This is a genomic window from Enterobacter sp. BRE11, from assembly GCF_031844285.1.
Lineage (GTDB): Bacteria > Pseudomonadota > Gammaproteobacteria > Enterobacterales > Enterobacteriaceae > Pantoea.
The window spans coordinates 23,703-48,231 of sequence record NZ_JAUZUX010000003.1; the positions used below are offsets into that span (position 1 = coordinate 23,703).

At 59.1% G+C, this 24,529-nt stretch carries 22 protein-coding genes; 8 read left to right on the top strand and 14 right to left on the bottom strand.

The features are described 5' to 3' along the window. Positions 1-20: 20 nt before the first annotated feature. From rseP to rpsB, 8 genes are all read right to left on the bottom strand, one after another. The gene (gene rseP / locus Q9R34_RS03955; protein ID WP_485892478.1) at positions 21-1,370 is read right to left on the bottom strand and encodes a sigma E protease regulator RseP; all 1,350 of its coding nucleotides are present in this window, start codon (positions 1,368-1,370) and stop codon (positions 21-23) included. 12 nt (positions 1,371-1,382) lie between these two features. Next, on the bottom strand, positions 1,383-2,240 hold the full coding sequence (gene cdsA / locus Q9R34_RS03960; protein ID WP_485892479.1) for a phosphatidate cytidylyltransferase: 858 nt from the start codon (positions 2,238-2,240) through the stop codon (positions 1,383-1,385). Positions 2,241-2,258: 18 nt separating this feature from the next. Further along, positions 2,259-3,011, bottom strand: coding sequence for a (2E,6E)-farnesyl-diphosphate-specific ditrans,polycis-undecaprenyl-diphosphate synthase (gene ispU, locus Q9R34_RS03965; protein WP_033793566.1), 753 nt, complete (start codon positions 3,009-3,011; stop codon positions 2,259-2,261). Positions 3,012-3,179: 168 nt separating this feature from the next. Then, the gene (ispC, locus tag Q9R34_RS03970; protein WP_485892480.1) at positions 3,180-4,382 is read right to left on the bottom strand and encodes a 1-deoxy-D-xylulose-5-phosphate reductoisomerase; all 1,203 of its coding nucleotides are present in this window, start codon (positions 4,380-4,382) and stop codon (positions 3,180-3,182) included. Between the two features lie 144 nt (positions 4,383-4,526). Continuing rightward, positions 4,527-5,084 (bottom strand): ribosome recycling factor, encoded by a 558-nt coding sequence (frr, locus tag Q9R34_RS03975; RefSeq protein WP_033749583.1) that lies wholly within the window; start codon positions 5,082-5,084, stop codon positions 4,527-4,529. A 141-nt stretch (positions 5,085-5,225) separates the two neighbouring features. After that, complete coding sequence (gene pyrH, locus Q9R34_RS03980) at positions 5,226-5,951, bottom strand: UMP kinase (protein ID WP_033793563.1); 726 nt, start codon at positions 5,949-5,951, stop codon at positions 5,226-5,228. A 154-nt stretch (positions 5,952-6,105) separates the two neighbouring features. Further along, the gene (gene tsf, locus Q9R34_RS03985; RefSeq protein ID WP_033749580.1) at positions 6,106-6,957 is read right to left on the bottom strand and encodes a translation elongation factor Ts; all 852 of its coding nucleotides are present in this window, start codon (positions 6,955-6,957) and stop codon (positions 6,106-6,108) included. 180 nt (positions 6,958-7,137) lie between these two features. Further along, a complete protein-coding gene (gene rpsB, locus Q9R34_RS03990) occupies positions 7,138-7,863 on the bottom strand; it encodes a 30S ribosomal protein S2 (RefSeq protein WP_143806260.1) in 726 nt (241 codons plus the stop codon). Positions 7,864-8,179: 316 nt separating this feature from the next. Here rpsB and map point away from each other — a divergent pair, with 316 nt between their 5' ends. From map to Q9R34_RS04010, 4 genes are all read left to right on the top strand, one after another. After that, positions 8,180-8,974, top strand: coding sequence for a type I methionyl aminopeptidase (gene map, locus Q9R34_RS03995; RefSeq protein ID WP_434126806.1), 795 nt, complete (start codon positions 8,180-8,182; stop codon positions 8,972-8,974). Positions 8,975-9,041: 67 nt separating this feature from the next. Beyond that, positions 9,042-11,696 carry a bifunctional uridylyltransferase/uridylyl-removing protein GlnD gene (gene glnD / locus Q9R34_RS04000; protein WP_434126808.1) on the top strand — a complete coding sequence of 885 codons (2,655 nt, stop codon included), beginning with the start codon at positions 9,042-9,044 and terminating at the stop codon, positions 11,694-11,696. Positions 11,697-11,771: 75 nt separating this feature from the next. Next, the gene (gene dapD, locus Q9R34_RS04005; RefSeq protein ID WP_033793560.1) at positions 11,772-12,596 is read left to right on the top strand and encodes a 2,3,4,5-tetrahydropyridine-2,6-dicarboxylate N-succinyltransferase; all 825 of its coding nucleotides are present in this window, start codon (positions 11,772-11,774) and stop codon (positions 12,594-12,596) included. A 222-nt stretch (positions 12,597-12,818) separates the two neighbouring features. Beyond that, positions 12,819-13,211: a DUF3461 family protein gene (locus Q9R34_RS04010; RefSeq protein WP_371245125.1), complete on the top strand. Its 393-nt coding sequence runs from the start codon at positions 12,819-12,821 to the stop codon at positions 13,209-13,211. A 55-nt stretch (positions 13,212-13,266) separates the two neighbouring features. Here the strand turns inward: Q9R34_RS04010 and Q9R34_RS04015 are convergent, their stop codons facing one another. The 3 genes from Q9R34_RS04015 to dgt all read right to left on the bottom strand — a co-directional run bounded on the left by Q9R34_RS04015 (position 13,267) and on the right by dgt (position 17,650). Continuing rightward, entirely contained in the window at positions 13,267-14,424 is a 1,158-nt protein-coding gene (locus Q9R34_RS04015) for a CdaR family transcriptional regulator (RefSeq protein ID WP_434126811.1), read from the bottom strand. A gap of 172 nt (positions 14,425-14,596) precedes the next feature. Further along, complete coding sequence (degP, locus tag Q9R34_RS04020; protein ID WP_485892483.1) at positions 14,597-16,024, bottom strand: serine endoprotease DegP; 1,428 nt, start codon at positions 16,022-16,024, stop codon at positions 14,597-14,599. Positions 16,025-16,159: 135 nt separating this feature from the next. After that, a complete protein-coding gene (dgt, locus tag Q9R34_RS04025) occupies positions 16,160-17,650 on the bottom strand; it encodes a dGTPase (RefSeq protein ID WP_485892484.1) in 1,491 nt (496 codons plus the stop codon). Between the two features lie 99 nt (positions 17,651-17,749). Here dgt and mtnN point away from each other — a divergent pair, with 99 nt between their 5' ends. The 3 genes from mtnN to Q9R34_RS04040 all read left to right on the top strand — a co-directional run bounded on the left by mtnN (position 17,750) and on the right by Q9R34_RS04040 (position 19,610). After that, on the top strand, positions 17,750-18,448 hold the full coding sequence (mtnN, locus tag Q9R34_RS04030; RefSeq protein WP_033749569.1) for a 5'-methylthioadenosine/S-adenosylhomocysteine nucleosidase: 699 nt from the start codon (positions 17,750-17,752) through the stop codon (positions 18,446-18,448). After that, positions 18,441-19,235: a vitamin B12 ABC transporter substrate-binding protein BtuF gene (gene btuF / locus Q9R34_RS04035; RefSeq protein ID WP_434126816.1), complete on the top strand. Its 795-nt coding sequence runs from the start codon at positions 18,441-18,443 to the stop codon at positions 19,233-19,235. Before mtnN ends, btuF begins: the two co-directional genes overlap by 8 nt. Before the next feature lie 123 nt (positions 19,236-19,358). Continuing rightward, positions 19,359-19,610 (top strand): hypothetical protein, encoded by a 252-nt coding sequence (locus Q9R34_RS04040; RefSeq protein ID WP_434126818.1) that lies wholly within the window; start codon positions 19,359-19,361, stop codon positions 19,608-19,610. Between the two features lie 32 nt (positions 19,611-19,642). Here the strand turns inward: Q9R34_RS04040 and erpA are convergent, their stop codons facing one another. Continuing rightward, positions 19,643-19,990: an iron-sulfur cluster insertion protein ErpA gene (gene erpA / locus Q9R34_RS04045; RefSeq protein ID WP_485892485.1), complete on the bottom strand. Its 348-nt coding sequence runs from the start codon at positions 19,988-19,990 to the stop codon at positions 19,643-19,645. A 211-nt stretch (positions 19,991-20,201) separates the two neighbouring features. On the opposite strand from erpA, the gene hemL reads away from it, so the two are divergent. Then, complete coding sequence (hemL, locus tag Q9R34_RS04050; protein WP_434126820.1) at positions 20,202-21,482, top strand: glutamate-1-semialdehyde 2,1-aminomutase; 1,281 nt, start codon at positions 20,202-20,204, stop codon at positions 21,480-21,482. A gap of 189 nt (positions 21,483-21,671) precedes the next feature. Here the strand turns inward: hemL and fhuB are convergent, their stop codons facing one another. Further along, the gene (gene fhuB / locus Q9R34_RS04055; protein WP_485892487.1) at positions 21,672-23,651 is read right to left on the bottom strand and encodes a Fe(3+)-hydroxamate ABC transporter permease FhuB; all 1,980 of its coding nucleotides are present in this window, start codon (positions 23,649-23,651) and stop codon (positions 21,672-21,674) included. Beyond that, entirely contained in the window at positions 23,651-24,526 is an 876-nt protein-coding gene (fhuD, locus tag Q9R34_RS04060; protein WP_485892488.1) for a Fe(3+)-hydroxamate ABC transporter substrate-binding protein FhuD, read from the bottom strand. Before fhuD ends, fhuB begins: the two co-directional genes overlap by 1 nt. Between the last annotated feature and the right edge of the window lie 3 nt (positions 24,527-24,529).

The following is a 24,529-nucleotide window of genomic DNA, read 5'->3' on the forward strand; positions in this document are numbered from 1 at the left end:
GTCTGTCTGCGTTCCAGCGATTACAGACGTGAGAAATCATTGAAAAGTGCAAGCCCCATTAACAACACCAGCAGGATTGAGCCAATGCGATAACTGAAGTCCTGAACTCGCTCGGACACTGGTCCACCTTTGATCTTTTCGATCGCCAGGAAGAGCAAATGCCCACCATCTAACACCGGCAGCGGGAAGAGATTGATGATTCCAAGGTTGACGCTAATCAACGCCAGAAACATCAGGTAGTAAATCATCCCGTATTCCGCTGACAATCCTGCGCCCTGCGCAATCGAAATCGGCCCGCTCAGGTTGTTCAGCTTTACATCGCCAGTAATTAACTTGCCCAGCATGGAGACCGTCAGCTTCATCAGTTGCCAGGTTTTCGCACTGGCCTCACCGATAGCATCAAACGCGCCATACTGCCTTACCGTTTTGTAGGCGTCCGGCAGCGGGACAACGCGCGGGATAACCCCGGCGAAACCCTCTGCCTTCGTGCCTGGCCTGGCTTCCAGCGTCAGGTGCAGCTGCACCGTTTCGCCGTTGCGATTGACGTCCAGGACCATCTCTTTGCCAGGATTATCCCGCACCTGCATGACAAAACTCTGCCACTGCGTTAACGGCTGACCATCGACTTTAACGATCCTGTCGCCCGCTTGCAAACCAGCAACGCTCGCAGGCGAGTCGGCCTGCACCTCCGCCAGCGTGGTTTCGATTTGCGGACCGCGCGGACGAATGCCCAGCGCCACAACCGGATCCTCTTTGTCTGGCTCGAACTGCCAGTTGCGCAGATCGACCGCTTTTTGCTGCGTCGCCTCTTCGCCGAAGCGTGAGACGGTTAACACCGTTTGCGCGTCACCAATTTTGCCGATCAGCGCCATTCGCACGGCATCCCAGTCAGGCGTTTCGATACCGTCGACTGCTTTAAGTTCCATTCCGCTGACAATTTGCGCCTGCGCCGCCACCGATCCGTTCACAATTTCGCCAACCACCGGACGCACGCCCGGCACGCCGTGAATAAATACGACCCAGTAAGCGAATATGGCGAAGATGAAATTGGCGACGGGGCCAGCGGCGATAATCGAGGCGCGCTGCCAGACGGCTTTATGATTGAAAGCCTGATGACGCAGTTCGGCGGGTACGCTTTCCACGCGCTCGTCGAGCATTTTGACATAGCCCCCGAGCGGGATCAGCGCAATCACATATTCGGTGCCCTGCTTATCGCGACGCTGCCATAGCGCCTTGCCAAAGCCGATCGAGAAGCGTTCAACGCGCACGCCGCAGCGGCGCGCTACCCAAAAATGGCCGAACTCGTGAACGGTGATCAGCACGCCGAGGGCGATGATAAAAGCGACAAAACTCCACAATATACTCAACATCTACGCCTGTCCTCAGAGAGTGCGGAACACCAGCAGCAGCAAACAGGCGAAAACCGGCACCGCCGCAGTGAGGCTGTCGATGCGATCGAGTATGCCGCCGTGACCCGGGATCAGGCTGCCACTGTCTTTTATGCCCGCTTCACGTTTGAACATGCTTTCCGTTAAATCGCCCAGCACCGAAGCGAGCGTTGCCAGCACGGCACAGACGATCAGCGTACCGGTGGAAACGGTCAGCGGCGCGAAGCTGGCGAACAGCCAGGCGATCAGCGCGGAAGAGACCAGACCGCCGAAAAAGCCTTCCCAGGTTTTACCGGGCGAGACCTTTGGCGCCAGCTTATGTTTGCCGAACAACCTGCCGATCATGTAGGCGCCGGAATCCGCGCCCCACACCAGGAACATCACGAACAGCAGCCACCATGAGCCGGCGTAGTGATCGCTCTCGTAGTGGTACTGTCGCAGCGCCATCATGCCCCAGAAAAAGGGGATCAGGGTGAGAAGGCCGAACACCAGACGCAGGGGGCGCGAATGCCGCCACAGAGAGGCCGATGCGGGATAGAAGAGAACCAGAAACAGCGCGACAATCCACCACGCCAGCGACGCCCAGAGCGATGTGGCGACCTGCGACAGATGCACGTCACGCTGATAGGGAGGAAGTGTAAAGAGCATCCCCGCCAGCAGCAGCCCGCACAGCAGGGAGAGCCAGATGCGCTGTTGGCGCGACGCCATGCCCGCAAGCTGGCCCCATTCCCAGGCACCGAGCATGCAGATGATAATTGTCGTAATCGCAAAACCAACGGGCGGTAACCAGAAAAGCGCAGCAATCACCAGCGGAATGAGAATAAGCGCGGTAATCAGACGAGACTTCAGCAAAGGTTACCCCCTGTTTGCTCAGGCGCCGCCTGGTGCAGCGCCGCCAAAACGACGCTCCCGCAGAGAGAATGCATTCAGTGCACCTTCAAAAACGTGTTCATCAAAATCAGGCCAGAGAACATCGGTAAAATAAAACTCAGCATAGGCGATCTGCCACAGCAGGAAGTTGCTAATCCGATGCTCTCCCCCGGTCCTTATCACTAAATCCACTGGAGCCAGCCCCTGCATGCAGAGATGAGCAGACAGGTTTTCCTCGGTGATCTGGTCAGGACGCAGCAAACCTTCCTGAACCTGCTCAGCGAGTTTTTTCACTCCCTGGATAATATCCCAACGTCCGCCATAGTTCGCGGCAATATTGAGAGTCAGTCCACTATTTTGCTGAGTCAGTTCCTCGGCGCGACGAATACGCTCCTGAATACGGTTACTGAAACGGCTCACATCGCCGATGATGCGCAGACGCACGTTGTGCTTGTGCAGGCTCTTCACTTCACTGTCGAGCGCCCAGACAAAGAGCTCCATCAGCGCCGTGACTTCCTGGGGCGGTCGGCTCCAGTTTTCACTGCTGAAGGCATAGAGCGTCAGCGCTTCGAGATTATTGCTGACGGCAAAGCTGACGGAGCGGCGCACCGCTTTAACGCCCGCTTTATGGCCGGAAATACGCAGTTTTCCCTGATTTTTAGCCCAACGACCATTGCCATCCATAATGATAGCCACGTGACGCGGGCCTGTTCCCTGTTGGTCATCGGTTTTGTTGTGATTATTGGACGACATAACGCGTAATTAATTCCTGTTGTCAGAAATGCTGTGGTTTCTGAATACATTGCGCCCGGTCTTCTCCCGCCCAAAAGGGGCGAGGCGCATCAGATGCGATGCCATACCCGGAAACGCGAGCGAGCGACTATACCATTTTCGCTACAGGCGAACAAATAGCGGCGCGCGTTAACGCGAGGTCGCGAAACGCGGCAGCATCTCTGTGGCTCTGGCGCGCGCGGCGCGGTCGATATCCAGCACGGCGTCCACCGAGTCTGGCTCGGCAAACGTCTGCGCCGCCAGCGCTTCGCTGTTGATCGCCGCGATGTCGGTAAAGCGGATCTGGTTATCCAGAAAGGCCGCCACCGCAACCTCATTGGCCGCGTTCAGCGTGGTGGTCGCCGCCTGCCCTGCCTCGCAGGCATCTATCGCCAGCTTCAGGCAAGGGTAGCGGGCAAAGTCGGGTTCAGCGAAGGTCAGCGCGGCCATGCGGGTGAAATCCAGCGGCGTAACGCCTGCCGAAATACGCGCGGGCCAGGCCATGCAGTGTGCAATGGGGGTGCGCATATCCGGTGAACCGAGCTGAGCCAGCACGCTGCCGTCGCAGTAGCGCACCATGGAGTGGATCATCGACTGCGGATGCAGGATCACCTCCATTTGCGCTGCGCTGGCGTTAAATAACCAGCGGGCTTCAATGTATTCGAGACCTTTATTCATCATGGTGGCCGAGTCGACGGAGATTTTACGTCCCATCGACCAGTTCGGATGCGCGCAGGCCTGCTCTGGCGACATGGTCGCGAGGTCAGCCAGCGGCGTGTCACGAAAAGGACCACCCGATCCCGTAAGGATAATGGACTCAATGCCATTTTCTCGCAGGTCAGCGTATCCTAACTGATGCTGGATGGAAGCGGGCAAACTCTGAAAAATGGCGTTGTGCTCGCTGTCGACGGGCAGCAGCTGCGCCTGATGATGGCGTACCGCCTCCATAAACAAACGGCCGCAGGTGACAAGCGACTCTTTATTGGCGAGCAGCACGCTTTTCCCGGCGCGGATCGCCGCCAGCGTTGGCAGCAGACCGGAGGCGCCGACGATCGCCGCCATCACCTGGTCGACTTCGTCAAGCGCCGCCAGCTCGCACGCAGCCCGAACGCCGGAGAGCACTTCAGTGGAGACGTTGAGTGCTTTCAGTCGTTCACGCAGCGCCTGCGCCGAGACTTCATCCGCCATTGCGGCATAGCGCGGCTGAAAGGCCTGACACTGCTCCGCCATCAGCGCAACGTTTTTTCCGGCCACCAGCGCGGTGATTTGATAGCGCTCAGGATTGGCGCGTACCACCGCCAGCGTGCTGGCGCCGATCGAGCCGGTAGAACCCAGCAAGGTTAATCGCTTCATTAAGCTATCCCTGTGAAGACGTCGAATAACTCCGCAAGCGCGGAAGACATAATGTAAAACGCCGCCAGAGCGCATTCGCAATGAACACAGCCCTGAACGGCGTTTTATACCCAGGAGCCTGGGTATAGAGAGCAACCGATGGGATTAGAACTCCATCAGCTCCTTCTCTTTCTCGGCCAGCGCCGCATCGACGTTCTTGATGCGCGCATCGGTCATTTTCTGGATCTCTTCCTGAGTACGACGCTCATCGTCTTCGCTGATCTCTTTATCTTTCAGCAAGGCTTTGATTTTGTCGTTGGCGTCGCGGCGGACGTTACGCACGGAGACGCGGCCCTGCTCGGCTTCGCCGCGCACGATCTTGATGAGATCTTTACGACGCTCTTCGGTCAGCGCAGGCAGCGGAACGCGGATGTCGCTACCGGCTGAGTTCGGGTTCAGGCCGAGGTCAGAAGCCATGATGGCTTTTTCCACTGCCGGGCCCATGGAGCGGTCGAACACGTTGATTTTCAGCGTGCGTGAGTCTTCTACGGTGACAGAAGCGAGCTGACGCAGCGGGGTCGGCGTACCGTAGTATTCGACCACGATACCGTCGAGCAGTGAAGGTGAAGCGCGACCGGTACGCACTTTGCTGATGGTGTTTTTAAACGCTTCGACGCATTTGTCCATGCGCGTTTCAGCATCTTTTTTGATGTCGTTAATCACGTTGAAACCCTTGGATTCGGTTTGACCTGGCCATTCCGGCGGCGCCGGAAGCGGTATCGCTGTTGAGCGATAATCCTGAATGGTGCGCGGTGACGTTCACCGCGCCGACAGAATATACCTTATTTTATCTTGCGTCGGGTATTAATGCGTAATCAGGGTGCCTTCTTTTTCGCCCATGACAACGCGACGCAGCGCGCCAGGTTTGTTCATATTAAATACGCGGATCGGCAGCTGGTGGTCACGCGCCAGCGTAAAGGCCGCCAGATCCATTACTTTCAGCTCTTTTTCCAGCACTTCGGCGTAGGAGAGCTGATCGTAAAGCGTTGCATCCGGGTTTTTCACCGGATCGGCGGAGTAAACGCCATCGACTTTGGTCGCCTTCAGCACCACGTCAGCTTCGATCTCGATGCCGCGCAGGCAGGCCGCCGAGTCGGTGGTGAAGAACGGGTTGCCGGTACCGGCGGAGAAAATCACCACGCGGTTGTTGCGCAGCAGGCTGATCGCTTCGGCCCAGCTGTAGTTGTCGCACACGCCGTTGAGAGGAATAGCGGACATCAGGCGCGCGTTTACATAGGCACGGTGCAGCGCATCGCGCATCGCCAGGCCGTTCATTACGGTCGCCAGCATGCCCATATGGTCGCCTACGACACGGTTCATTCCCGCCTGTGCCAGTCCTGCGCCGCGGAACAGGTTGCCGCCGCCAATCACCACGCCTACCTGAATGCCCAGCTCGACCAGTTCTTTCACCTCTTGCGCCATGCGGTCAAGCACGCTCGCGTCGATACCAAAACCTTCGGCACCTTGCAGTGCTTCGCCACTCAGTTTCAGCAGGATACGTTGATATACAGGTTTTGCGTTGGTCGCCATGGTCGGTTCTTCCTGGAAGAGTTGAAAAGGAGAAGTTAAATCTGATCGATCATCCGCTTAGCGCGCATAAATTACTATTGGGATGAGACTGAAAAGCGTCTGCTTAGCGTAGCAGACAAAAAAGAACCGCCTTCTGGCGGTTCCTTTTACAGCATTAAGACTGTTTGGACATTGCTGCTACTTCAGCAGCGAAGTCGCTTTCGACTTTCTCAATGCCTTCGCCCACTTCGAAGCGGATGAAGTTGATGACGTCAGCGCCCTGCTCTTTCAGCGCCTGGCCAACGGTTTTGCTCGGATCGATAACGAAAGCCTGACCGGTCAGAGAGACTTCGCCGGTGAATTTCTTCATGCGGCCTTCAACCATCTTCTCTGCGATCTCTTTCGGCTTGCCAGACTGCATCGCGATGTCCAGCTGAACCTGGTACTCTTTCTCAACCACGTCAGCAGAGACGTCTTCCGGCTTAACGAATTCCGGCTTGCTGGCTGCAACGTGCATAGCGATCTGCTTGATCAGCTCTTCGTCAGCGCCTTTCGCGGAGATCAGGACGCCGATACGTGCGCCGTGCAGGTATGAACCCAGCTGCTCGCCTTCCAGCACCGCGATACGACGAATGTTGATGTTTTCGCCGATTTTCGCCACCAGCGCAACGCGCTCTTCTTCGAATTTCGCTTTCAGCGCTTCAACGTCGGTGATGCGTTCTGCGGTCGCCGCGTCCAGCACTTTGTCAGCGAAGGCCTGGAAACCAGCGTCTTTCGCAACGAAGTCAGTCTGGCAGTTAACTTCCAGGATCACACCGTAGTTGCCGTCGATTTTGGTTTTGATCACGCCGTCAGCAGCCACGTTGCCTGCTTTTTTCGCCGCTTTGATCGCGCCAGACTTACGCATGTTCTCAATCGCCAGCTCGATGTCGCCATTCGCTTCGGTCAGCGCTTTTTTGCAGTCCATCATGCCCGCGCCAGTACGCTCGCGCAGTTCTTTTACCAGTGCAGCGGTAATTTCAGCCATTCCAGAATCCTCGGTTCGTACCCCCGTGCTTACGCACTAAGGCACCTGTTGCGGAAAATTTACTCTGTCCCGCCCGCCTGAAAGGAGGCGTGACAGACGGAGATAAAATAAAGGGGCCAAGACTGGCCCCTTAACAGATTACATCTGATGTCTAAGGGCTCTGTGTCAGAGCGAACCTTATTAAGCGTTTTCTAAAGACGCTTCTTCAGCCTGCTCAGCCAGGTCCTGTGAACGGCCTTCGCGCACGGTAGTGGCAACGGCAGTCAGGTACAGGCTAACAGCACGGATCGCATCGTCGTTACCCGGGATAACGAAGTCAACGCCGTCTGGATCAGAGTTGGTATCAACGATCGCGAATACCGGGATACCCAGGTTGTTCGCTTCTTTGATCGCGATGTGCTCGTGATCGGCGTCGATAACGAACAGCGCGTCCGGCAGACCGCCCATGTCTTTGATACCGCCCAGGCTGTTTTCCAGCTTGGCCAGTTCGCGACCGCGCATCAGCGCTTCTTTTTTGGTCAGTTTGTCGAAGGTGCCGTCCTGAGACTGAGTCTCAAGATCTTTCAGACGTTTGATAGACTGACGAACGGTTTTCCAGTTGGTCAGCATACCACCCAGCCAGCGGTGGTTTACAAAGAACTGGTCGCAGCTCAGAGCTGACTCTTTAACCGCTTCGCTGGCAGCGCGCTTGGTACCGACGAACAGGATCTTGCCTTTACGGGCAGAGATTTTGTTCAGCTCAGCCAGAGCGTTGTTGAACATCGGTACAGTCTGCTCAAGGTTGATGATGTGAACTTTGTTACGCGCACCGAAGATGAACGGCTTCATTTTCGGGTTCCAGTAACGGGTCTGGTGACCGAAGTGAACACCAGCCTTGAGCATGTCGCGCATGGAAACAGTTGCCATGATTACCTCTAGATTAAGTTTGGGGTTGGGCCTCCATGTATCCCATACGACCGACCTCTTTCGAAGCACCCCGGCGTATGTGTCGATACATGTGTGTTTTAGTACACAAAGTGAGTTTTTCGCGTTTCTCGTCGACCATCACGGCCCGACAGAGAATCGTCGGCGCGCTTTATACCACAGCCACGCTGCCGAAGCCAGAATTTGTTCAGCGCGCGACCGCGCGACGCGAACTGTTTGGCGGCCTGGTTTTCGGCTGCTAACATGACAGCACATCGTTCATTATTGCTGAAATTTTCGGCAACTGCGGATTAATTTAATGGCAATTTCAATTAAAACCCCTGAAGAAATCGAAAAAATGCGCGTCGCCGGCCGACTGGCTGCCGAGGTGCTGGAGATGATCGCCCCGCACGTTAAACCCGGCGTCTCTACCGGCGAACTGGACCGCATCTGCCACGATTACATCATTAACAAGCAGCACGCCGTCTCCGCCTGCCTCGGTTATCACGGCTTCCCGAAATCGGTCTGCATCTCGGTCAACGAAGTGGTGTGTCACGGCATTCCCAGCGACGATCGCCTGCTGAAAGATGGCGACATCATCAACATCGACGTGACCGTGATTAAAGACGAGTATCATGGCGACACCTCGAAGATGTTTATCGTCGGCAAGCCGACCATTCAGGGTGAGCGTCTGTGTCACATCACCCAGCAGAGCCTCTACCTGGCGCTGCGCTTGGTGAAGCCGGGCATTCGTCTGCGCGAGCTGGGCCGCGCCATTCAAAAATATGTCGAATCGCACGACTTCTCTGTGGTGCGCGAATACTGCGGCCACGGCATCGGAAAAGGCTTTCACGAAGAGCCGCAGGTGCTGCATTACGACGCAGACGACGGCGGCGTGGTGCTGCAGGCGGGCATGACCTTTACCATCGAGCCGATGGTCAACGCCGGCGACTACCGCATCCGCACCATGAAAGATGGCTGGACGGTAAAAACCAAAGATCGCAGCTTGTCCGCGCAGTACGAGCATACTATTGTGGTGACCGATAACGGCTGCGAAATCCTGACCCTGCGTAGCGACGACACCATCGACGCGGTGCTGGTCAACGAAGGGTAATCGTCCCCCACTAATAAAAAGCCGGCCCTGCGCCGGTTTTTTTATGGCTCAAGAAGAGAGATGCGGTATGAGCGCTATCCTGACGGATGAGGTCCTTGACGGCCTGAAAGACTCCCCGGCGCACTGGGATGACGCGGCGCTGACCCGCGACACCCTGAAGCAGAAGCTGGAAACCTTTAACGCCTTTCTCTCCACGGCGTTCGACGCCGGCGAATCGGCAGAAACGCTGATTGACGCGCGCACCCTGTTTATCGACCGCCTGCTGCGCCGCCTGTGGCGCTTTTACGGCTTTGACGCCCTGCCCGCTATCGCGCTGGTGGCGGTCGGCGGCTACGGCCGCGGCGAGCTGCATCCTCTTTCCGACGTCGATATCCTGATCCTCAGCCGCGATCCGCTCGACGACGCGAGCGCGCAGCAAACCAGCGAGCTGCTGACGCTGCTGTGGGATCTCAAGCTCGAAGTGGGCCACAGCGTGCGCACGCTGGAGGAGTGTCTGCTGGAGGGGCTGGCCGACCTGACCGTCGCCACCAACCTTATCGAGTCGCGCATGCTGACCGGCGATGTCGCCCTCTTTCTGGAGATGCAAAAGAATATCTTCAGCGAAGGCTTCTGGCCGTCGGCAACCTTTTACGCCGCCAAGATCGAAGAGCAGCAGGCGCGTCACCAGCGCTACCACGGCACCAGCTATAACCTTGAGCCTGACATCAAAAGCAGCCCAGGCGGCCTGCGCGATATCCATACGCTGCAGTGGGTGGCGCGCCGCCACTTCGGCGCCACCACGCTGGATGAAATGGTGGGATTCGGCTTCCTCACCGAAGCGGAACGCAACGAGCTTAACGAATGTCAGGCCTTTCTCTGGCGCATCCGCTTCGCGCTGCATCTGACGCTGACGCGCTACGACAACCGGCTGCTGTTCGACCGTCAGCTTAACGTCGCGCAGCGCCTCAACTATCAGGGCGAAGGCAACGAGCCGGTGGAACGCATGATGAAGGATTTCTTCCGCGTCACGCGCCGCATCGGCGAGCTGAACCAGATGCTGCTGCAGCTGTTCGATGAAGCGATCCTGGCGCTCTCCACCACCGAAAAGCCGCGTCCGCTGGACGACACCTTTCAGCTGCGCGGCAACCTGATCGACCTGCGCGACGAAACGCTGTTCGAGCGCGAACCCCAGGCGATTCTGCGCATGTTCTACGTGATGGTGCGTAACGAAAACATTCGCGGCATCTACTCCACCACGCTGCGCCAGCTGCGCTACGCGCGCCGTCATCTCAAACAGCCGCTGTGTCAGATCCCGGAAGCACGCCAGCTCTTTATGTCGATTCTGCGCCATCCGGGCGCGGTCAAGCGCGCGCTGCTGCCGATGCACCGCCACAGCGTGCTCTGGGCCTACACGCCGCTGTGGGGGCATATTGTTGGACAGATGCAGTTCGACCTGTTCCACGCCTACACCGTTGATGAGCACACCATCCGCGTGTTGCAGAAGCTGGAGAGCTTTGCCAGCGAGACGACGCGTCCGATGCATCCGCTCTGCGTCGAGCTCTGGCCGCGTCTGCCGCAGCAGGAGCTGCTGCTGATGGCGGCGCTGCTGCACGACATCGCCAAAGGCCGCAACGGCGATCACTCGATTCTCGGCGCGCAGGACGCGCTGGAGTTTGCCGAGCTGCACGGCCTCAACTCGCGCGAGACGCAGCTGGTCGCCTGGCTGGTGCGCCACCATCTGCTGATGTCGGTGACGGCGCAGCGCCGCGATATTCAGGACCCCACCGTGATCCAGCAGTTCGCTGAGGTGATGCAGAATGAGAACCGGCTGCGCTATCTGGTCTGCCTGACCGTAGCCGACATCTGCGCCACCAACGAAACGCTCTGGAACAGCTGGAAACAGAGTCTGCTGCGCGAGCTCTTTTTCGCCACCGAGAAGCAGCTGAGGCGCGGCATGGAGAACAGCCCGGATCTGCGCGAGCGCGTGCGTCATCACCGGCTGCAGGCGCTCGCGCTACTGCGCATGGACAATATCGACGAAGAGCGGCTGCACCATATCTGGAACCGCTGCCGCGCCGACTATTTCCTGCGCCACACGCCCAACCAGCTCGCGTGGCATGCACGTCATTTAATGGAGCACGATCTGCGCCAGCCGCTGGTGCTGGTCAGCCCGCAGGCGACGCGCGGCGGCACCGAGATTTTTATCTGGAGCCCCGACCGCCCTTATCTCTTCGCCACTGTGGCGGGCGAGCTGGACCGTCGCAATCTCAGCGTGCATGACGCGCAGATTTTCACCAGCCGCGACGGCATGGCGATGGACACCTTTATCGTTCTGGAGCCGGACGGCAGTCCGCTGGCGCCCGATCGCCACCTGATGATTCGCCAGGCGCTGGAACAGGCGATCGCGCAGACCAGCTGGAATCCGCCGCGTACGCGCCGTCCGTCGGCGAAGCTGCGCCACTTCAGCGTCGATACCGAAGTCAACTTTCTGCCGACCCATACCGATCGCCGCAGCTATCTGGAGCTGGTGGCGCTCGATCAGCCCGGCCTGCTGGCGCGCGTGGGCGAAGTCTTCGCCGATATGGGCGTCTCGCTGCACGGCGCGCGCATCAGCACCATTGGCGAACGCGTCGAGGATTTGTTTATTCTGGCCAACGGCGAACGGCGCGCGCTTGACGCGGAAATGCGTAAAGCGTTGCAACAACGGTTGACAGAAGCCCTTAATCCAAACGATAAAGTGTGACCGCAATCGATTTACTTATTTACTCTTTGTGCCGGGACGTGGTCCGGCATGCACCAGACAGATCAGGAAAAAATTATGCAACAGTTACAGAGCGTTATTGAAACGGCCTTCGAGCGTCGCGCTGAGATTACTCCGGCGAGCGTCGATCCGGTGACCCGTGAAGCCATCAACCAGGTGATCGCTCAGCTGGACAGTGGCGCGCTGCGCGTAGCAGAAAAGATCGACGGTCAGTGGGTAACGCATCAGTGGCTGAAGATGGCGGTTCTGCTGTCGTTCCGCATTAACGAAAACCAGGTGATGGAAGGCGCAGAAACCCGCTTTTACGACAAGGTGCCGATGAAGTTCGCCGGCTGGGACGACGCGCGCTTTAAAGCAGCGGGCTTCCGCGTTGTGCCGCCCGCGGCGGTTCGCCAGGGCGCCTATATTGCACGCAATACCGTGCTGATGCCGTCCTACGTCAATATCGGCGCTTACGTCGACGAAGGCAGCATGGTCGATACCTGGGCGACCGTAGGCTCCTGCGCGCAGATTGGCAAAAACGTTCACCTCTCCGGCGGTGTCGGCATCGGCGGGGTGCTGGAACCGCTGCAGGCAAACCCGACCATCATCGAAGATAACTGCTTTATTGGCGCGCGTTCCGAGATCGTCGAAGGCGTGATCGTGGAAGAAGGCGCCGTGATCTCAATGGGCGTTTACATCGGCCAGAGCACCAAAATCTACGATCGCGAAACCGGTGAAGTGCACTACGGTCGCGTTCCGGCGGGTTCCGTGGTGGTTTCCGGCAACCTGCCCTCTAAAGATGGCAGCTACAGCCTCTACTGCGCGGTTATCGTGAAGAAAGTCGACGCAAAAACGCGCGGCAAAGTCGGCATTAATGAGCTGCTGCGCACTATCGACTAAGCCTTTCTGACGGGCCCTTTGGCCCGTCATCTTTTCTTTACACTTCTCCCGCTGACTACCTGATTCGCGAAACGAATTAACAGGTGCGTTTACTTTTCACCCAGGTCATAATCCGCGCCAGTTATCTCCCGTCGCGCAGTGTTCAATCCGTTTTTTGTCTACAGTTATTTTTGTGCCATGAACACAGATGCGCGCTTCTCTCTTTTTGGTGGAAAAATCGCTATGTATGACAACCTTAAAAGCTTAGGCATTAATAACCCGGACGATATCGATCGCTACAGCCTGCGTCAGGAAGCCAACAACGACATCCTTAAAATTTACTTTCGCAAAGACAAGGGCGAATTCTTCGCCAAGAGCGTGAAGTTTAAATATCCGCGCCAGCGCAAAACCGTGGTCGCTGACAATATCAACCAGGGCTACAAAGAAGTTCAGGAGATCAGCCCGAATCTGCGCTATGTGATCGACGAACTGGATCAGATCTGCCAGCGCGATCAGGTGGAAGTGGATCTGAAGCGTAAGATTCTGGCGGATCTGCGCCATCTGGAGAGCGTGGTGACCAATAAAATTGCCGAGATCGAGAGCGATCTGGACAAGCTGACGCGCAATAATCGGTAATGCGCCTGCTGTTGCTTGCTGCAGAAGGCCAGCCAACGCTGGCCTTTTTGTCATCTCAGCTCTGCTCGTCCAGCTGCAGCGCCACATAGAGCAGCAGACGATCGTCAAACTGGCTAAGGTTCAGCCCGGTCAGCTCGGAAATGCGGTTCAGCCGATACTCCAGCGTATTACGGTGAATAAAGAGGGCGCGCGCCGTCGCGCTGGGCTGCACGTTATGGGTAAACCAGGCCACCAGCGTGCGCCGCAGCAGACCGTTATTATCCATGCTTTTCAGCCGCGCCAGCGGACGCGCCAGCTCATTCGCCTGCCAGCCGCCGCGCAGGCTGTCGAGCAGCACCGGCAAGACTAAATCCTGATAAAAATAGCTGCGCAACTCCGGCATACGCTGCTTGCCGACCATCATGGTAGTGCGCGCGGTACGATACGAGCGCGCTATGCTGCCAGGCCCGGTAAAATAGTTGCCGAGCGCGATGCGCATCCTCACCTGGCCGCTCTCTTTCATACGCTGCAGCAGCTGTTCGACGCGCTTGCGATGATCCTCCTGGTCGTAGCGCCCGTGTGCATTCAGCGCCGGCTTTAGCACGACCATCTCCGTCAGGGAAACAATGGCGATCAGGTTATCGCGCTCCGGGGTCGTCAGCAGCGTTTGCAGCTGCTGCAGCTCCGACATCGCGCTGTCGACGCCGAGCTGACCGCTGTCTACCTCTACCACCGCCACCACGCGCGGCTGATTGAGATCGATGCCGAGGCGCTGCGCCCATTCGGTCAGCTGCGGCGTCAGGCTTTCGCTACGGATAAGGTTCAGCACCAGCTCCTCGCGCAGGCGACTGTCTTGCGCCAGCATATGCAGCAGCCGGGTCTGCTCCAGCATCATCTCCGCCGTCATGCAGACCAGCTCACCGTAGTGACGCAGCGCGACCGGATCGCCCGTCAGACCGATGACGCCGACGATCTCGCCATCGATGCGCAGCGGCAAATTGATGCCTGGCCGCACGCCGTGCAGATGCTTCGCCACCGCCTCGTCGATATCCACTACGCGCCCCTGAGAGAGCACCAGCAGCGCGCCTTCGTGCAATTCGCCAATACGCTCGCGATCGCCGCTGCCGATGATACGGCCACGCGCATCCATCACGTTGACATTGCTGTCAATAATCTTCATGGTGCGCGCCACAATATCCTGCGCAAGGCGTGCATCAAGATGATAGTTTGCCATCTGTAAATCCTGACAGAGAGTGGATGCTACAGCATACGCATGGCGGCGAGGCCAGGCATTGTGCAAATGCATAGAGCCGGGCGGGGATTTACAGGTTTTGCGGCTCCGGTCACATTCTCAACCGCGCCCATAAAAAAGGCGGACCGAGGTCCGCCTGATAAGATAAAAAGCGTTACTGCATCAGCAGATAGATGCTGCTGTCACCACGCTTAACGTTAAGCGCCAGCACTGACGGTTTGGTATCGAGGATTTTACGCAGCTCGCCCAGGTTGGCGACACGCTGCTGGTTAACGCCAAGAATGATATCGCCTTTTTTCAGGCCGATACGCGCTGCGGCGCTGTCAGGCTTCACATTGTCTACGCGCACCCCTTTATCGCTGCCGCTGTCGTTGCTCAGGTCGGCGCCCTCAATGCCGGTGTAGATGGTGGCAGACTGCACCTTGTCCTGCGTACTTTGCTGCAGTTCGACGGTCACGCTCACGGGTTTGCCGTCGCGCAGCAGGCCAAGCTGCAGTTTAGTGCCGATCGGCAGCGAACCGACTTCGGCGCGCAGAGCGGCAAAGCTGCTCAGCGGCTTGCCGTTCATCGACACCACGACGTCGCCCGCCTTCACGCCCGCTTTCGCTGCGGCGGAGTTCGGCAGCACCTGGCTGACGAAGGCGCCGCGCTGTGCGTCAACCTTCATCGCTTTCGCCAGCTCAGAGTTCAGCTCAGCGCCCAGAATACCCAGCTCGCCGCGTTTCACCTGACCGAACTCTACCATCTGTCCGGTAAGGTTTTTCACCATATTACTCGGGATGGCAAAGCCGATGCCGATATTGCCGCCGTCCGGCGCGAGGATCGCTGTATTGATGCCGATCAGTTCGCCGTTGAGGTTCACCAGCGCGCCGCCTGAGTTGCCGCGGTTAATCGCCGCATCGGTCTGAATAAAGTTTTCGTAGTTTTCGACGTTGAGCCCGCTGCGTCCCAGCGCCGAAACGATGCCTGACGTGACGGTTTCGCCCAGGCCGTAGGGGTTGCCGATGGCGACGGTATAATCGCCAACGCGCAGGTTGTCGGAGTCCGCAATTTTAATTGCCGTCAGGTTTTTCGCATCGATGAGCTGGACCAGCGCGATATCGGAGCGCGGATCTTTACCAATGACTTTGCCGTCATAGCGGCGGCCATCGCTGAGCTGCACCTGAATTTTGGTCGCATTATCGACAACGTGGTTGTTGGTCACCACATAGCCTTTTTCAGCGTTGATGATTACACCGGAGCCAAGCGCGCGGAATTTTTCCTGTTGCGTGTTGGGACCCGCGCCGCCCGTGCCGCCCTGACACATCGGCGAACTCTGGAAAGGGGAACCATCCTGGCAGAATGGCGAATCATCGCCGAAGAACTGCTGGAACTGCTGCGGCAGACGCGGGGTTTTTACCGTGGTGCTGCCTTCAACGCTAATGCTGACCACTGACGGCATCACTTTTTCCAGCATCGGCGCCAGGCTCGGCAGCTGCTGACTGGTAGAAGAGGCCGATTCAGCGGCGAAAACCGCGGCAGGGCTTAACGCCAGGCCAAGACTGAGCGCCAGCGCGCTCAACGTTAGGGTGTTTTTTTTCATTCGTGTTAGTCTCATCCAGTAATAAACGCCAGACCGTTGCTGTGGTCAGTTATGAGATTAATCTTTTAGCGCGAAGTTCCAGCAAAAGTTTGCGGCAAAGGTAAAAATTTATGCACGCCCTTTACAAAACTCCAGTTATTCTACCGCCATGAGTCGGCGATACTCATCCCACGCGTAGAGATCGGTCATCCCGCTAATATAATCCTGAATCAGACGAAAGCGATAATATCTTTCCCATAATAGCCGCTGATATTTATGCTCGACGACCAGCGTACGCATTTTTTGCTGATAGGCTTTGCGGTGTTTTCCGGAAAGTTTATGAAACAGGCGCGTTTCAATCGGATGCTGGCGCAGAAAGTCCTCGTTAATCAGTGTGGTAAAGGCTTCGAACGTTAACGTCATCAAAGGTTGATATATTTCTAACAATCCCTTAATGACGCGATAACCTTGTAATTCCAGCTGTTCAACTTCGGCATGATTAAATACGTGGCGGCGCGCCACCGTTTTAAACATCTGTAATAATCTTCCCTCTTCGCCGTCGTCCTCTAATAGTGCATGATTAAAATCGCCGTTGAAAATAGCGGGCAGATTATCGACGAAACGCTTTACCGCATGGCTGACCAGTACGTTCTGTACGTTAACGCGCAACGACATAAAGAACTGATCGCTTCTGCTGCGACGCTTTTTGTTACAGGCTTCTCGCCATGCCTCGCCGACCGTTCGACTGAAGGCGTCATTATTTTTAATCGGTCCCCAGTTTTTACATAAATAGTCATAAAGCGCATCAATGTTAAATATATCTTTTTCGACAGCGTCATCCAGGTCGGCAATGCAGTAAGAGATATCATCCGCCGCTTCCATAATATAGGTCAGCGGAAAGCGATGATGCTCGTCCATATGGGTCGCTGCGCGCAGATCGGCGATATAGTCGCGTTCAGAGAGGTAAAAACCCGGTTTTTTCATCAGCGCGCTGAACGGCTCGGGCTTCTCGCCCTGCCACCAGGCGGGCGCGGTATATTTCAGGATGCAGGCAACCTGCGAATAGCTGAGATTGAGCTGCAGAAGGGTATGCACCATGCGAATTGCCTGCGCATTACCTTCAAAGTGGCACAGATCCTGGCGAATCATGGCGTTGAGCTGACTGAAATCGGCGCGCTGCTGGTCGCCTTCAACGCCAGCCACCAGCGGGTCCACCAGCTCCAGCGGAAGGTGCTCTTCAAACCAGTCGTTAATGGCTGCCTCGCCGAAATGGCCAAACGGCGGATTGCCGACGTCGTGCAGCAGGCAGGCCATCTCCACCAGACTTTCGAACGCGCCCTCCATCTCGTCCAGCCCGTACTGCGCCAGACCGCCCTGACTTTTCAGGGTTTGCAGGATCTCTTTAGCGATATAGCGTCCCGTCTGCTGCACTTCCAGCGAATGGGTGAGGCGCGAGCGCACAGCGGCATTGCGCTCCAGCGGAAAAACCTGGGTTTTTTGCTGCAGTCGGCGAATCGCCGCCGAATTGATAATACGGCCGCGATCGCTCTCAAAGTGGCGGGTAATATAGTATTCCCCTTCCGGCTCTTTGCGCGTGTTATAAGGGCGAGTAAAACTGATCTTCTTCCTGAAATTAACTGTCGCCATCGTTTCCCCTTATACCTTCGTGAATCAATCCCCTGCCAGCCATGCTAGACTATGCCTCACTTTTTACGACCACTTCCACCACATTAGCGAGACTCTCTTATGAAAGCAGGCATTATTGGCGCGATGGAGCAGGAAGTGACCCTGCTGCGTGACAAAATCGAGAACCGCCAGACCCTGACGCTGGCCGGCTGCGAAATTTACACCGGCACGCTGAACGGCGTTGAGGTCGCTTTGCTGAAATCGGGTATCGGTAAAACCTCGGCGGCGCTGGGCACCACCCTGCTGCTTGAGCTGTGCAAACCAGACCTGGTGATCAACACCGGATCGGCCGGCGGTCTGGCGCCGACGCTCTCGGTCGGCGATATCGTGGTCTCGGACGAAGTGCGCTATCACGACGCCGACGTTACCGCCTTCGGCTACGAGCCAGGCCAGATGGCGGGCTGTCCGGCGGCCTTTACCGCCGATGCGCAGCTGATTGCCGCCGCTGAAGCCTGCATCAGCGAGCTGAACCTGAACGCGGTGCGCGGTCTGGTGGTTAGCGGCGACGCCTTTATCAACGGTGCCGAACCGCTGGCGCGCATTCGCGCTACCTTCCCGCAGGCGATCGCCGTGGAGATGGAAGCGACCGCCATCGGCCATGTCTGCCACCAGTTCAAGGTGCCTTTCGTGGTGGTGCGTGCCATCTCCGACGTTGCCGACAAAGCGTCGCATCTGAGCTTTGAAGAGTTTCTCAGCGTCGCGGCGCAGCAGTCGTCGCTGATGGTGGAGAAGCTGCTGGCGCGCCTGGCGCGTGGCTAAATCGCTCTGGCCGATCGGGCTGCTGCTGTTTTGCAGCAGCCTGTTCGCCGCCGCCCCACGCGTTATCTCGCTCGCTCCCCACCTCACCGAAATGGCGTTTGCCGCCGGCATCACGCCGGTCGCGGTCAGCGCCTGGTCCGACTATCCACCCGCCGCGAAAGCGCTGGAGCAGGTCGCCAACTGGCAAGGCGTGAAGGTCGAGCGCATTCTGGCGCTGAAGCCAGATGTGGTGCTCGCCTGGCGCGGCGGCAATCCGCAGCGCCAGATCGATCAGCTGCAGCGGCTCGGCGTTAAGGTCGAGTGGCTCGATCCCGGTTCGCTGGAGGAGATGGCGGACGCCGTCGCGTCGCTGCAGCGCTGGAGCCCGCAGCCGCAGCAGGCGCTGGAAGCCGCGCAGCAGCTGAAGCAGCAGGAAAAGGCCCTGCGCGCGCGCTACGCCGCCCTGCCCGCCGTGCCGCTTTTCCTGCAGTTTGGTCAGCAACCCTTGTTTACCGCCGCGCGCGATACCCTGCAAAACGACATCATTACGCTGTGCGCCGGAAAGAATATTTTCGCCGACAGCCGCGTCAGCTGGCCGCAGGTCAGCCGCGAGCAGGTGCTGATGCGTCACCCACAGGCGATTGTGGTCGCCGGCGATGCCGCGCAGGCGCAGAGCGTGGCACGCTTCTGGCAGCCTCAGCTCACCGTGCCGGTTATCGCCATTAAGGATGACTGGCTCAGCCGCCCTGGCCCGCGTATGCTGCTGGCGGCAAAACAGCTTTGCGCCGCCCTGCATCCAGAACATTAAATCAGCAGGAAGCGGTTAAAGATCCCGCTAATTTTGCCGTTAATCAATAAATGAGACGCCGACGCCACGTAAGCTCAGCGTCCTTTTATGCGCCTTGCGCATTTTGCACACCAGGAATCAAACATGACCAGAGCCTTGCTGCTGGCCTTCGCGCTCGCGACCGTCGCGCCCTTTGCAACAGCGTCGACCACGGGATCGATAGGCGTTCAGCTGATAATCTATTCGCGCTGTGAAGTTAACAGCCAGCCGCAACGGGCAATGCCGCAGATCGATTGCGGTCGCCGCATCAACGCGCAGCCGCGCGTCACGGAAAGCGTGCTAAAGAAGGATAGTGTTCGTAAGGAAACGGCGAAGCTGGTAACCGTGGAATGGTAAGAAAAAGGCCGTCGCAAGACGGCCTTTTTACATCAGATACTGAAAGAGGAGCCGCAGCCGCAGGTGGTTTTGGCGTTCGGGTTAGTCACGATAAAACGCGATCCTTCCAGACCTTCGGTGTAGTCAACCGAGCCGCCGACCAGGTACTGCAGGCTCATCGGATCCACCACCAGCGCCACGCCCTGTTTCTCAATGGTCATGTCGCCGTCGTTCATTTTGTCGTCAAAGGTGAAACCATACTGAAAGCCGCTGCAACCGCCGCCGGTAATATAGACGCGCAGTTTCAGATCGGGATTCTCTTCGTCGGCAATCAGGTTCTTTACCTTGCTGGCCGCCGCATCGGTAAACTGTAACGGCAGTGCTGCAATATCATCACTCATCTTATACTCCGGTAAAGGTCCAGGCCAGAAAACGACCTCAATTGCCGTATTATCCGCCAGCGCGATAGCGCAATCAAGTTTTGCCCTTCGCACTCTGTGCCGCCAGCCTTCAGCTAAGGTAAATATAGCGCGCCCTTTCCGGCCTTTCGTCCTGCCGTCTTCTTCCCGTAGAATGGCGCGAGATTTTTTATGAACCGCTGGAGCCGAATAAATGAGTAAGTCCGAAAACCTGTTTGCCGAAGCGCAACGCCTGATCCCCGGCGGCGTTAACTCGCCGGTGCGCGCGTTTAACGGCGTAGGCGGCACGCCGCTGTTCATCGAGCGCGCCGACGGCGCGTACCTCTATGACGCCGACGGCAAAGCCTATATCGACTATGTCGGTTCATGGGGGCCGATGGTGCTGGGCCACAACAACGTTGAGATCCGCAACGCGGTCATTGAAGCCGCCGCGCGTGGCCTGAGCTTTGGCGCCCCCACCGAAATGGAAGTGAAGATGGCGCAGCTGGTGTGCGAGCTGGTGCCGAGCATGGATAAGGTGCGCATGGTAAATTCCGGCACCGAAGCGACCATGAGCGCCATTCGCCTGGCGCGCGGCTTTACCGGCCGCGACAAGATCGTGAAGTTTGAAGGCTGCTATCACGGTCATGCCGACTGCCTGCTGGTGAAAGCGGGTTCCGGCGCCCTGACGCTGGGCCAGCCGAACTCCCCCGGCGTGCCGGCCGATTTCGCGCGCCACACTCTGACCTGCACCTATAACGATCTCAACTCGGTACGTACCGCCTTTGAGCAGTATCCGGAAGAGATCGCCTGCATTATCGTCGAGCCGGTCGCGGGCAATATGAACTGTATTCCGCCGCAGCCGGACTTCCTGCCGGGCCTGCGCGCGCTGTGCGACGAATTCGGCGCGCTGCTGATTATCGACGAAGTGATGACCGGCTTCCGCGTGGCGCTGGGCGGCGCGCAGGCGCATTACAACGTGCGGCCAGATCTTACCTGCCTCGGCAAGATTATCGGCGGCGGCATGCCGGTGGGCGCCTTTGGCGGACGCCGCGAAGTGATGGATGCGCTGGCACCGACCGGGCCGGTTTATCAGGCGGGCACCCTTTCCGGCAACCCGATTGCGATGGCGGCCGGTTTCGCCTGCCTGACGCAGATCGCCCAGCCGGGCACTCATCAGACCCTGACCGAGCGCACCACGCAGCTGGCGCAGGGTCTGCTGGCGGCGGCGAAGGCGGAAAATATCCCGCTGGTGGTGAATCACGTCGGCGGCATGTTCGGCATTTTCTTCACCGACGCCGACAGCGTGACCTGCTACGCCGACGTGACGAAGTGCGACGTTGAGCGCTTTAAGCACTTCTTCCACCTGATGCTGGAAGAAGGCGTTTACCTTGCGCCTTCCGCCTTTGAAGCGGGCTTCATGTCGCTGGCGCACAGCGCCGAGGACATTGACCGCACCGTCGACGCCGCGCGTCGCTGTTTTGCGAAGCTGTAAACGCGTTATTCGCTCAGACGGCTAGCCTGTCAAAAAGCGGATGACAGGGGCTGAAGAGCAAAGCGTCCCGCGACAGGGATGTCGCGGGCCGAGCGAGCAGGGATGCCTTGAGCGACTTTGCGATCAGACCCTGTCATCCGCGTGAGCACGCAGTCAACAACGTCAGACCGGCATATTGCCGGTCTTTTTTTACCGCGAGCGTCTTAGCAGCCAGATAAAATAAGGCGCGCCGATAAAGGTCGCCATCAGTCCCGCCGGTAGCTGATCGGGAAACGCCAGCATGCGTCCGCACCAGTCGGCCAGCAGCATCAGCCCTGCGCCGAACAGCCCCGCCATCGCCATCTGCGGCAGCGCGCGGCGGAAGCCGAGCATGCGCGCGATATGCGGCGCCATCAAGCCGACAAAACTCAGCGGCCCGATGGTCAGCGTCGCCGCGGCGGTCAGCGCGGCCGCCAGCAGCATCAGCGCCAGACGCGAGGCATTGAGCGCCATGCCCGCCGAACGCGCCGTGGCGGCGCCCAGCGGCAGCAGCGTCAGCCAGCGGCTGGCGAGCGGCGCCAGCGCGGTCAAAACCAGCGCCAGCAAGGCGCTCTGCATCGCCGCCTTTGCGCTGATCGTGTAGGTGGAGCCGGAAATCCAGCTCAGCAAGCCGCCCATACGCGGATCGCCGCTCGCCAGCAGCAGCATCAGCAGCGTGACGAACGCGCTGTTCAGCGCCATGCCCGCCAGCAGCATTCGCTCCGGCGAAAAGCCGCCGCGGCTCGCCACCAGCATAATAATCATCAGCGTTCCCGCCGCGCCCAGCGCGCCCGCCGGCAGCAGAAACGCCAGCGCGTCGCCCGGCACGAAAAACAGCATCACCACCACGCCGAACGCTGCGCCGGAGCTGATGCCCAGCACTTCCGGGCTGGCCATCGGATTGCCGGTCAGACGCTGAATCAAACAGCCTGCGACGCCGAGCATTAGCCCTACCGCCAGCGCCGCCAGCAGACGCGGCGCGCGCCATGGCAGCAGCTGATGGAACAGTTCGCCGCCTGACCATACCCAGCCGTGCGCATCACGGCCAAAGGCGAGCGCGACCCACGCCAGCCCCCCCAGCAGCGCCAGACCGAGCAGCGACCAGCGCCGCACCGCATGCCGCTCCGGCGGTACTTTATCGCCCATATCGAGCGGGGGCGGCGCCGAGCCGGTGCGCAGGCGCGGCAGCAGCCAGAGCAGCAGCGGCACGCCCGTCAGCGCGGTCAGGGTGCCGGTAGAGACTTCACGCCAGTGAGCGGTGAGCCACAGCACGCAGGCATCCGCCAGCCACAGCAGCAGCGCGCCAATCAGCGGCGCCAGCAGCATACGGCTCAGCAGCCGACGCGCCCCCAGCAGCTTCGCCAGCAGCGGCGCGAAGAGACCGATAAAGCCGATAATGCCCGCCACGCTCACCAGCTGCGCGCTGAGCAGGATCGCCAGCGCCAGCGTGCCGACGCGCGACAGCGCCAGCGCCAGGCCGAGGTTTTTCGCCACGCCGTCATCCAGCCCCATCAGCGTCAGCGGACGCAGCAGCGCCAGCGCCAGCGCGAAGGCGAGCAGCAGACGCGGCCACAGCAGGCTGACATTCTCCCAACCCATCTGGTTGAGCGTGCCGGTGCTCCACAGAAACATTGTCTGCAGCTGGTCGTGATTGAAAATGGCGAAGATCTGGTTCACCGCCCCGCTGTAGAGGCTCAGCACCAGCCCAGAGAGGATCAGCGTAACCGGCGACAGCCGTTTGCCCCAGGCGACGCCGAACACCACCGCCCCAACCGCCAGCGCGCCGATCAGCGCCGCCAGCTGCGTCGTGGCCGTCCCGCCCGGCAGCTGCCACAGCGTGGCGACGGTAATGCCGAGCTGGGCGCCGGACGAGACGCCCAGCGTGGTCGGCTCCGCCAGCGGATTGCGCAGCGCCTGCTGAAACAGCAGGCCCGCCAGCCCCAGTCCGGCGCCGACCAGCAGCGCCAGCCCGAGCCGCGGCAGCAGGCTGTAGTGAAACAGCATCTGATCGATGTTGTTGAGATCCGGCGACAGCAGCGCCTGCGCCCACTGCGCCGACGGCAGCGCCGCGCGCAGGTTGATAACGCTCAGCAGCAGCGCCAGCAGAAAGAGCAGGCTCAGCAGCGCGGCGGGGAAAAAACGATGGCGCATCAGCGCGTCTCCAGCGCGCGTTCCAGCACGCGAACAAAGTGCAGCGCCGACAGGGTCGCGCCGTAGTACCACACCGCCGGAACCCGCTGAAAGCGTCCGGCACGAACAAACGGCAGCGCCTGCCACAGCGGGCTGCGGCTGAGCTGTGCCATATCGGCGTCGTTGGCGTGATCGAAGCAGATCGCCTCGACGTCGCGCAGATGCGCCAGCCGCTCGATGCCAATCACTGCGCTGCCCCAGAAGTTGGTTTCTCCCTGCCACGCATTGGTCAGCCCCAGCTGCTCCATCACCTCCAGAAACAGACTGTTTTTGCCGAATGCCAGCGCATGCCGGCTATCCATCAGCGACATCAGCAGCACCGGGCGCGCGGCATAGGGTGCCAGACGCTGGCGCGCGGCGGCCAGCTCGCGATCCAGCAGCTGCAGATGCGCCTCGGCTTCGGCTTCGCGGCCGATACACGTCGCCAGCGCGCGCAGCGAATCACGCGCCGCGGAGAGCGGTTTGCCGTCGCCGCGGTTGAGGTCGAAGCCCATAATCGGCGCAATGCGCTTGAGTTTTTCCGGCGGCGGGCCGTAGCCGTTCGAGCAGAGGATCAGCGAGGGCTGCAGCTGGGTCATCAGCTCCAGATTAGGTTCGGTGCGCAGCCCGACGTCCAGGGTCTGCGGCGGCAGCGGCGGCTCGCCGACCCAGATGTTGTAGTTGCGCGTATCGGCGACCGCCAGTGGCGCGACGCCGAGCGCCAGCAGCAGCTCGGTCGGCAGCCACTCCAGCGCGATAATACGCGGCTGTTCAGGCAGGGCAGCGCGCAGCGGCAGCGCATTCAGCCACGGCGTCAGCGCCAGCGCCGCCAGCAGGCGACGACGAGTAATCTCCATGCT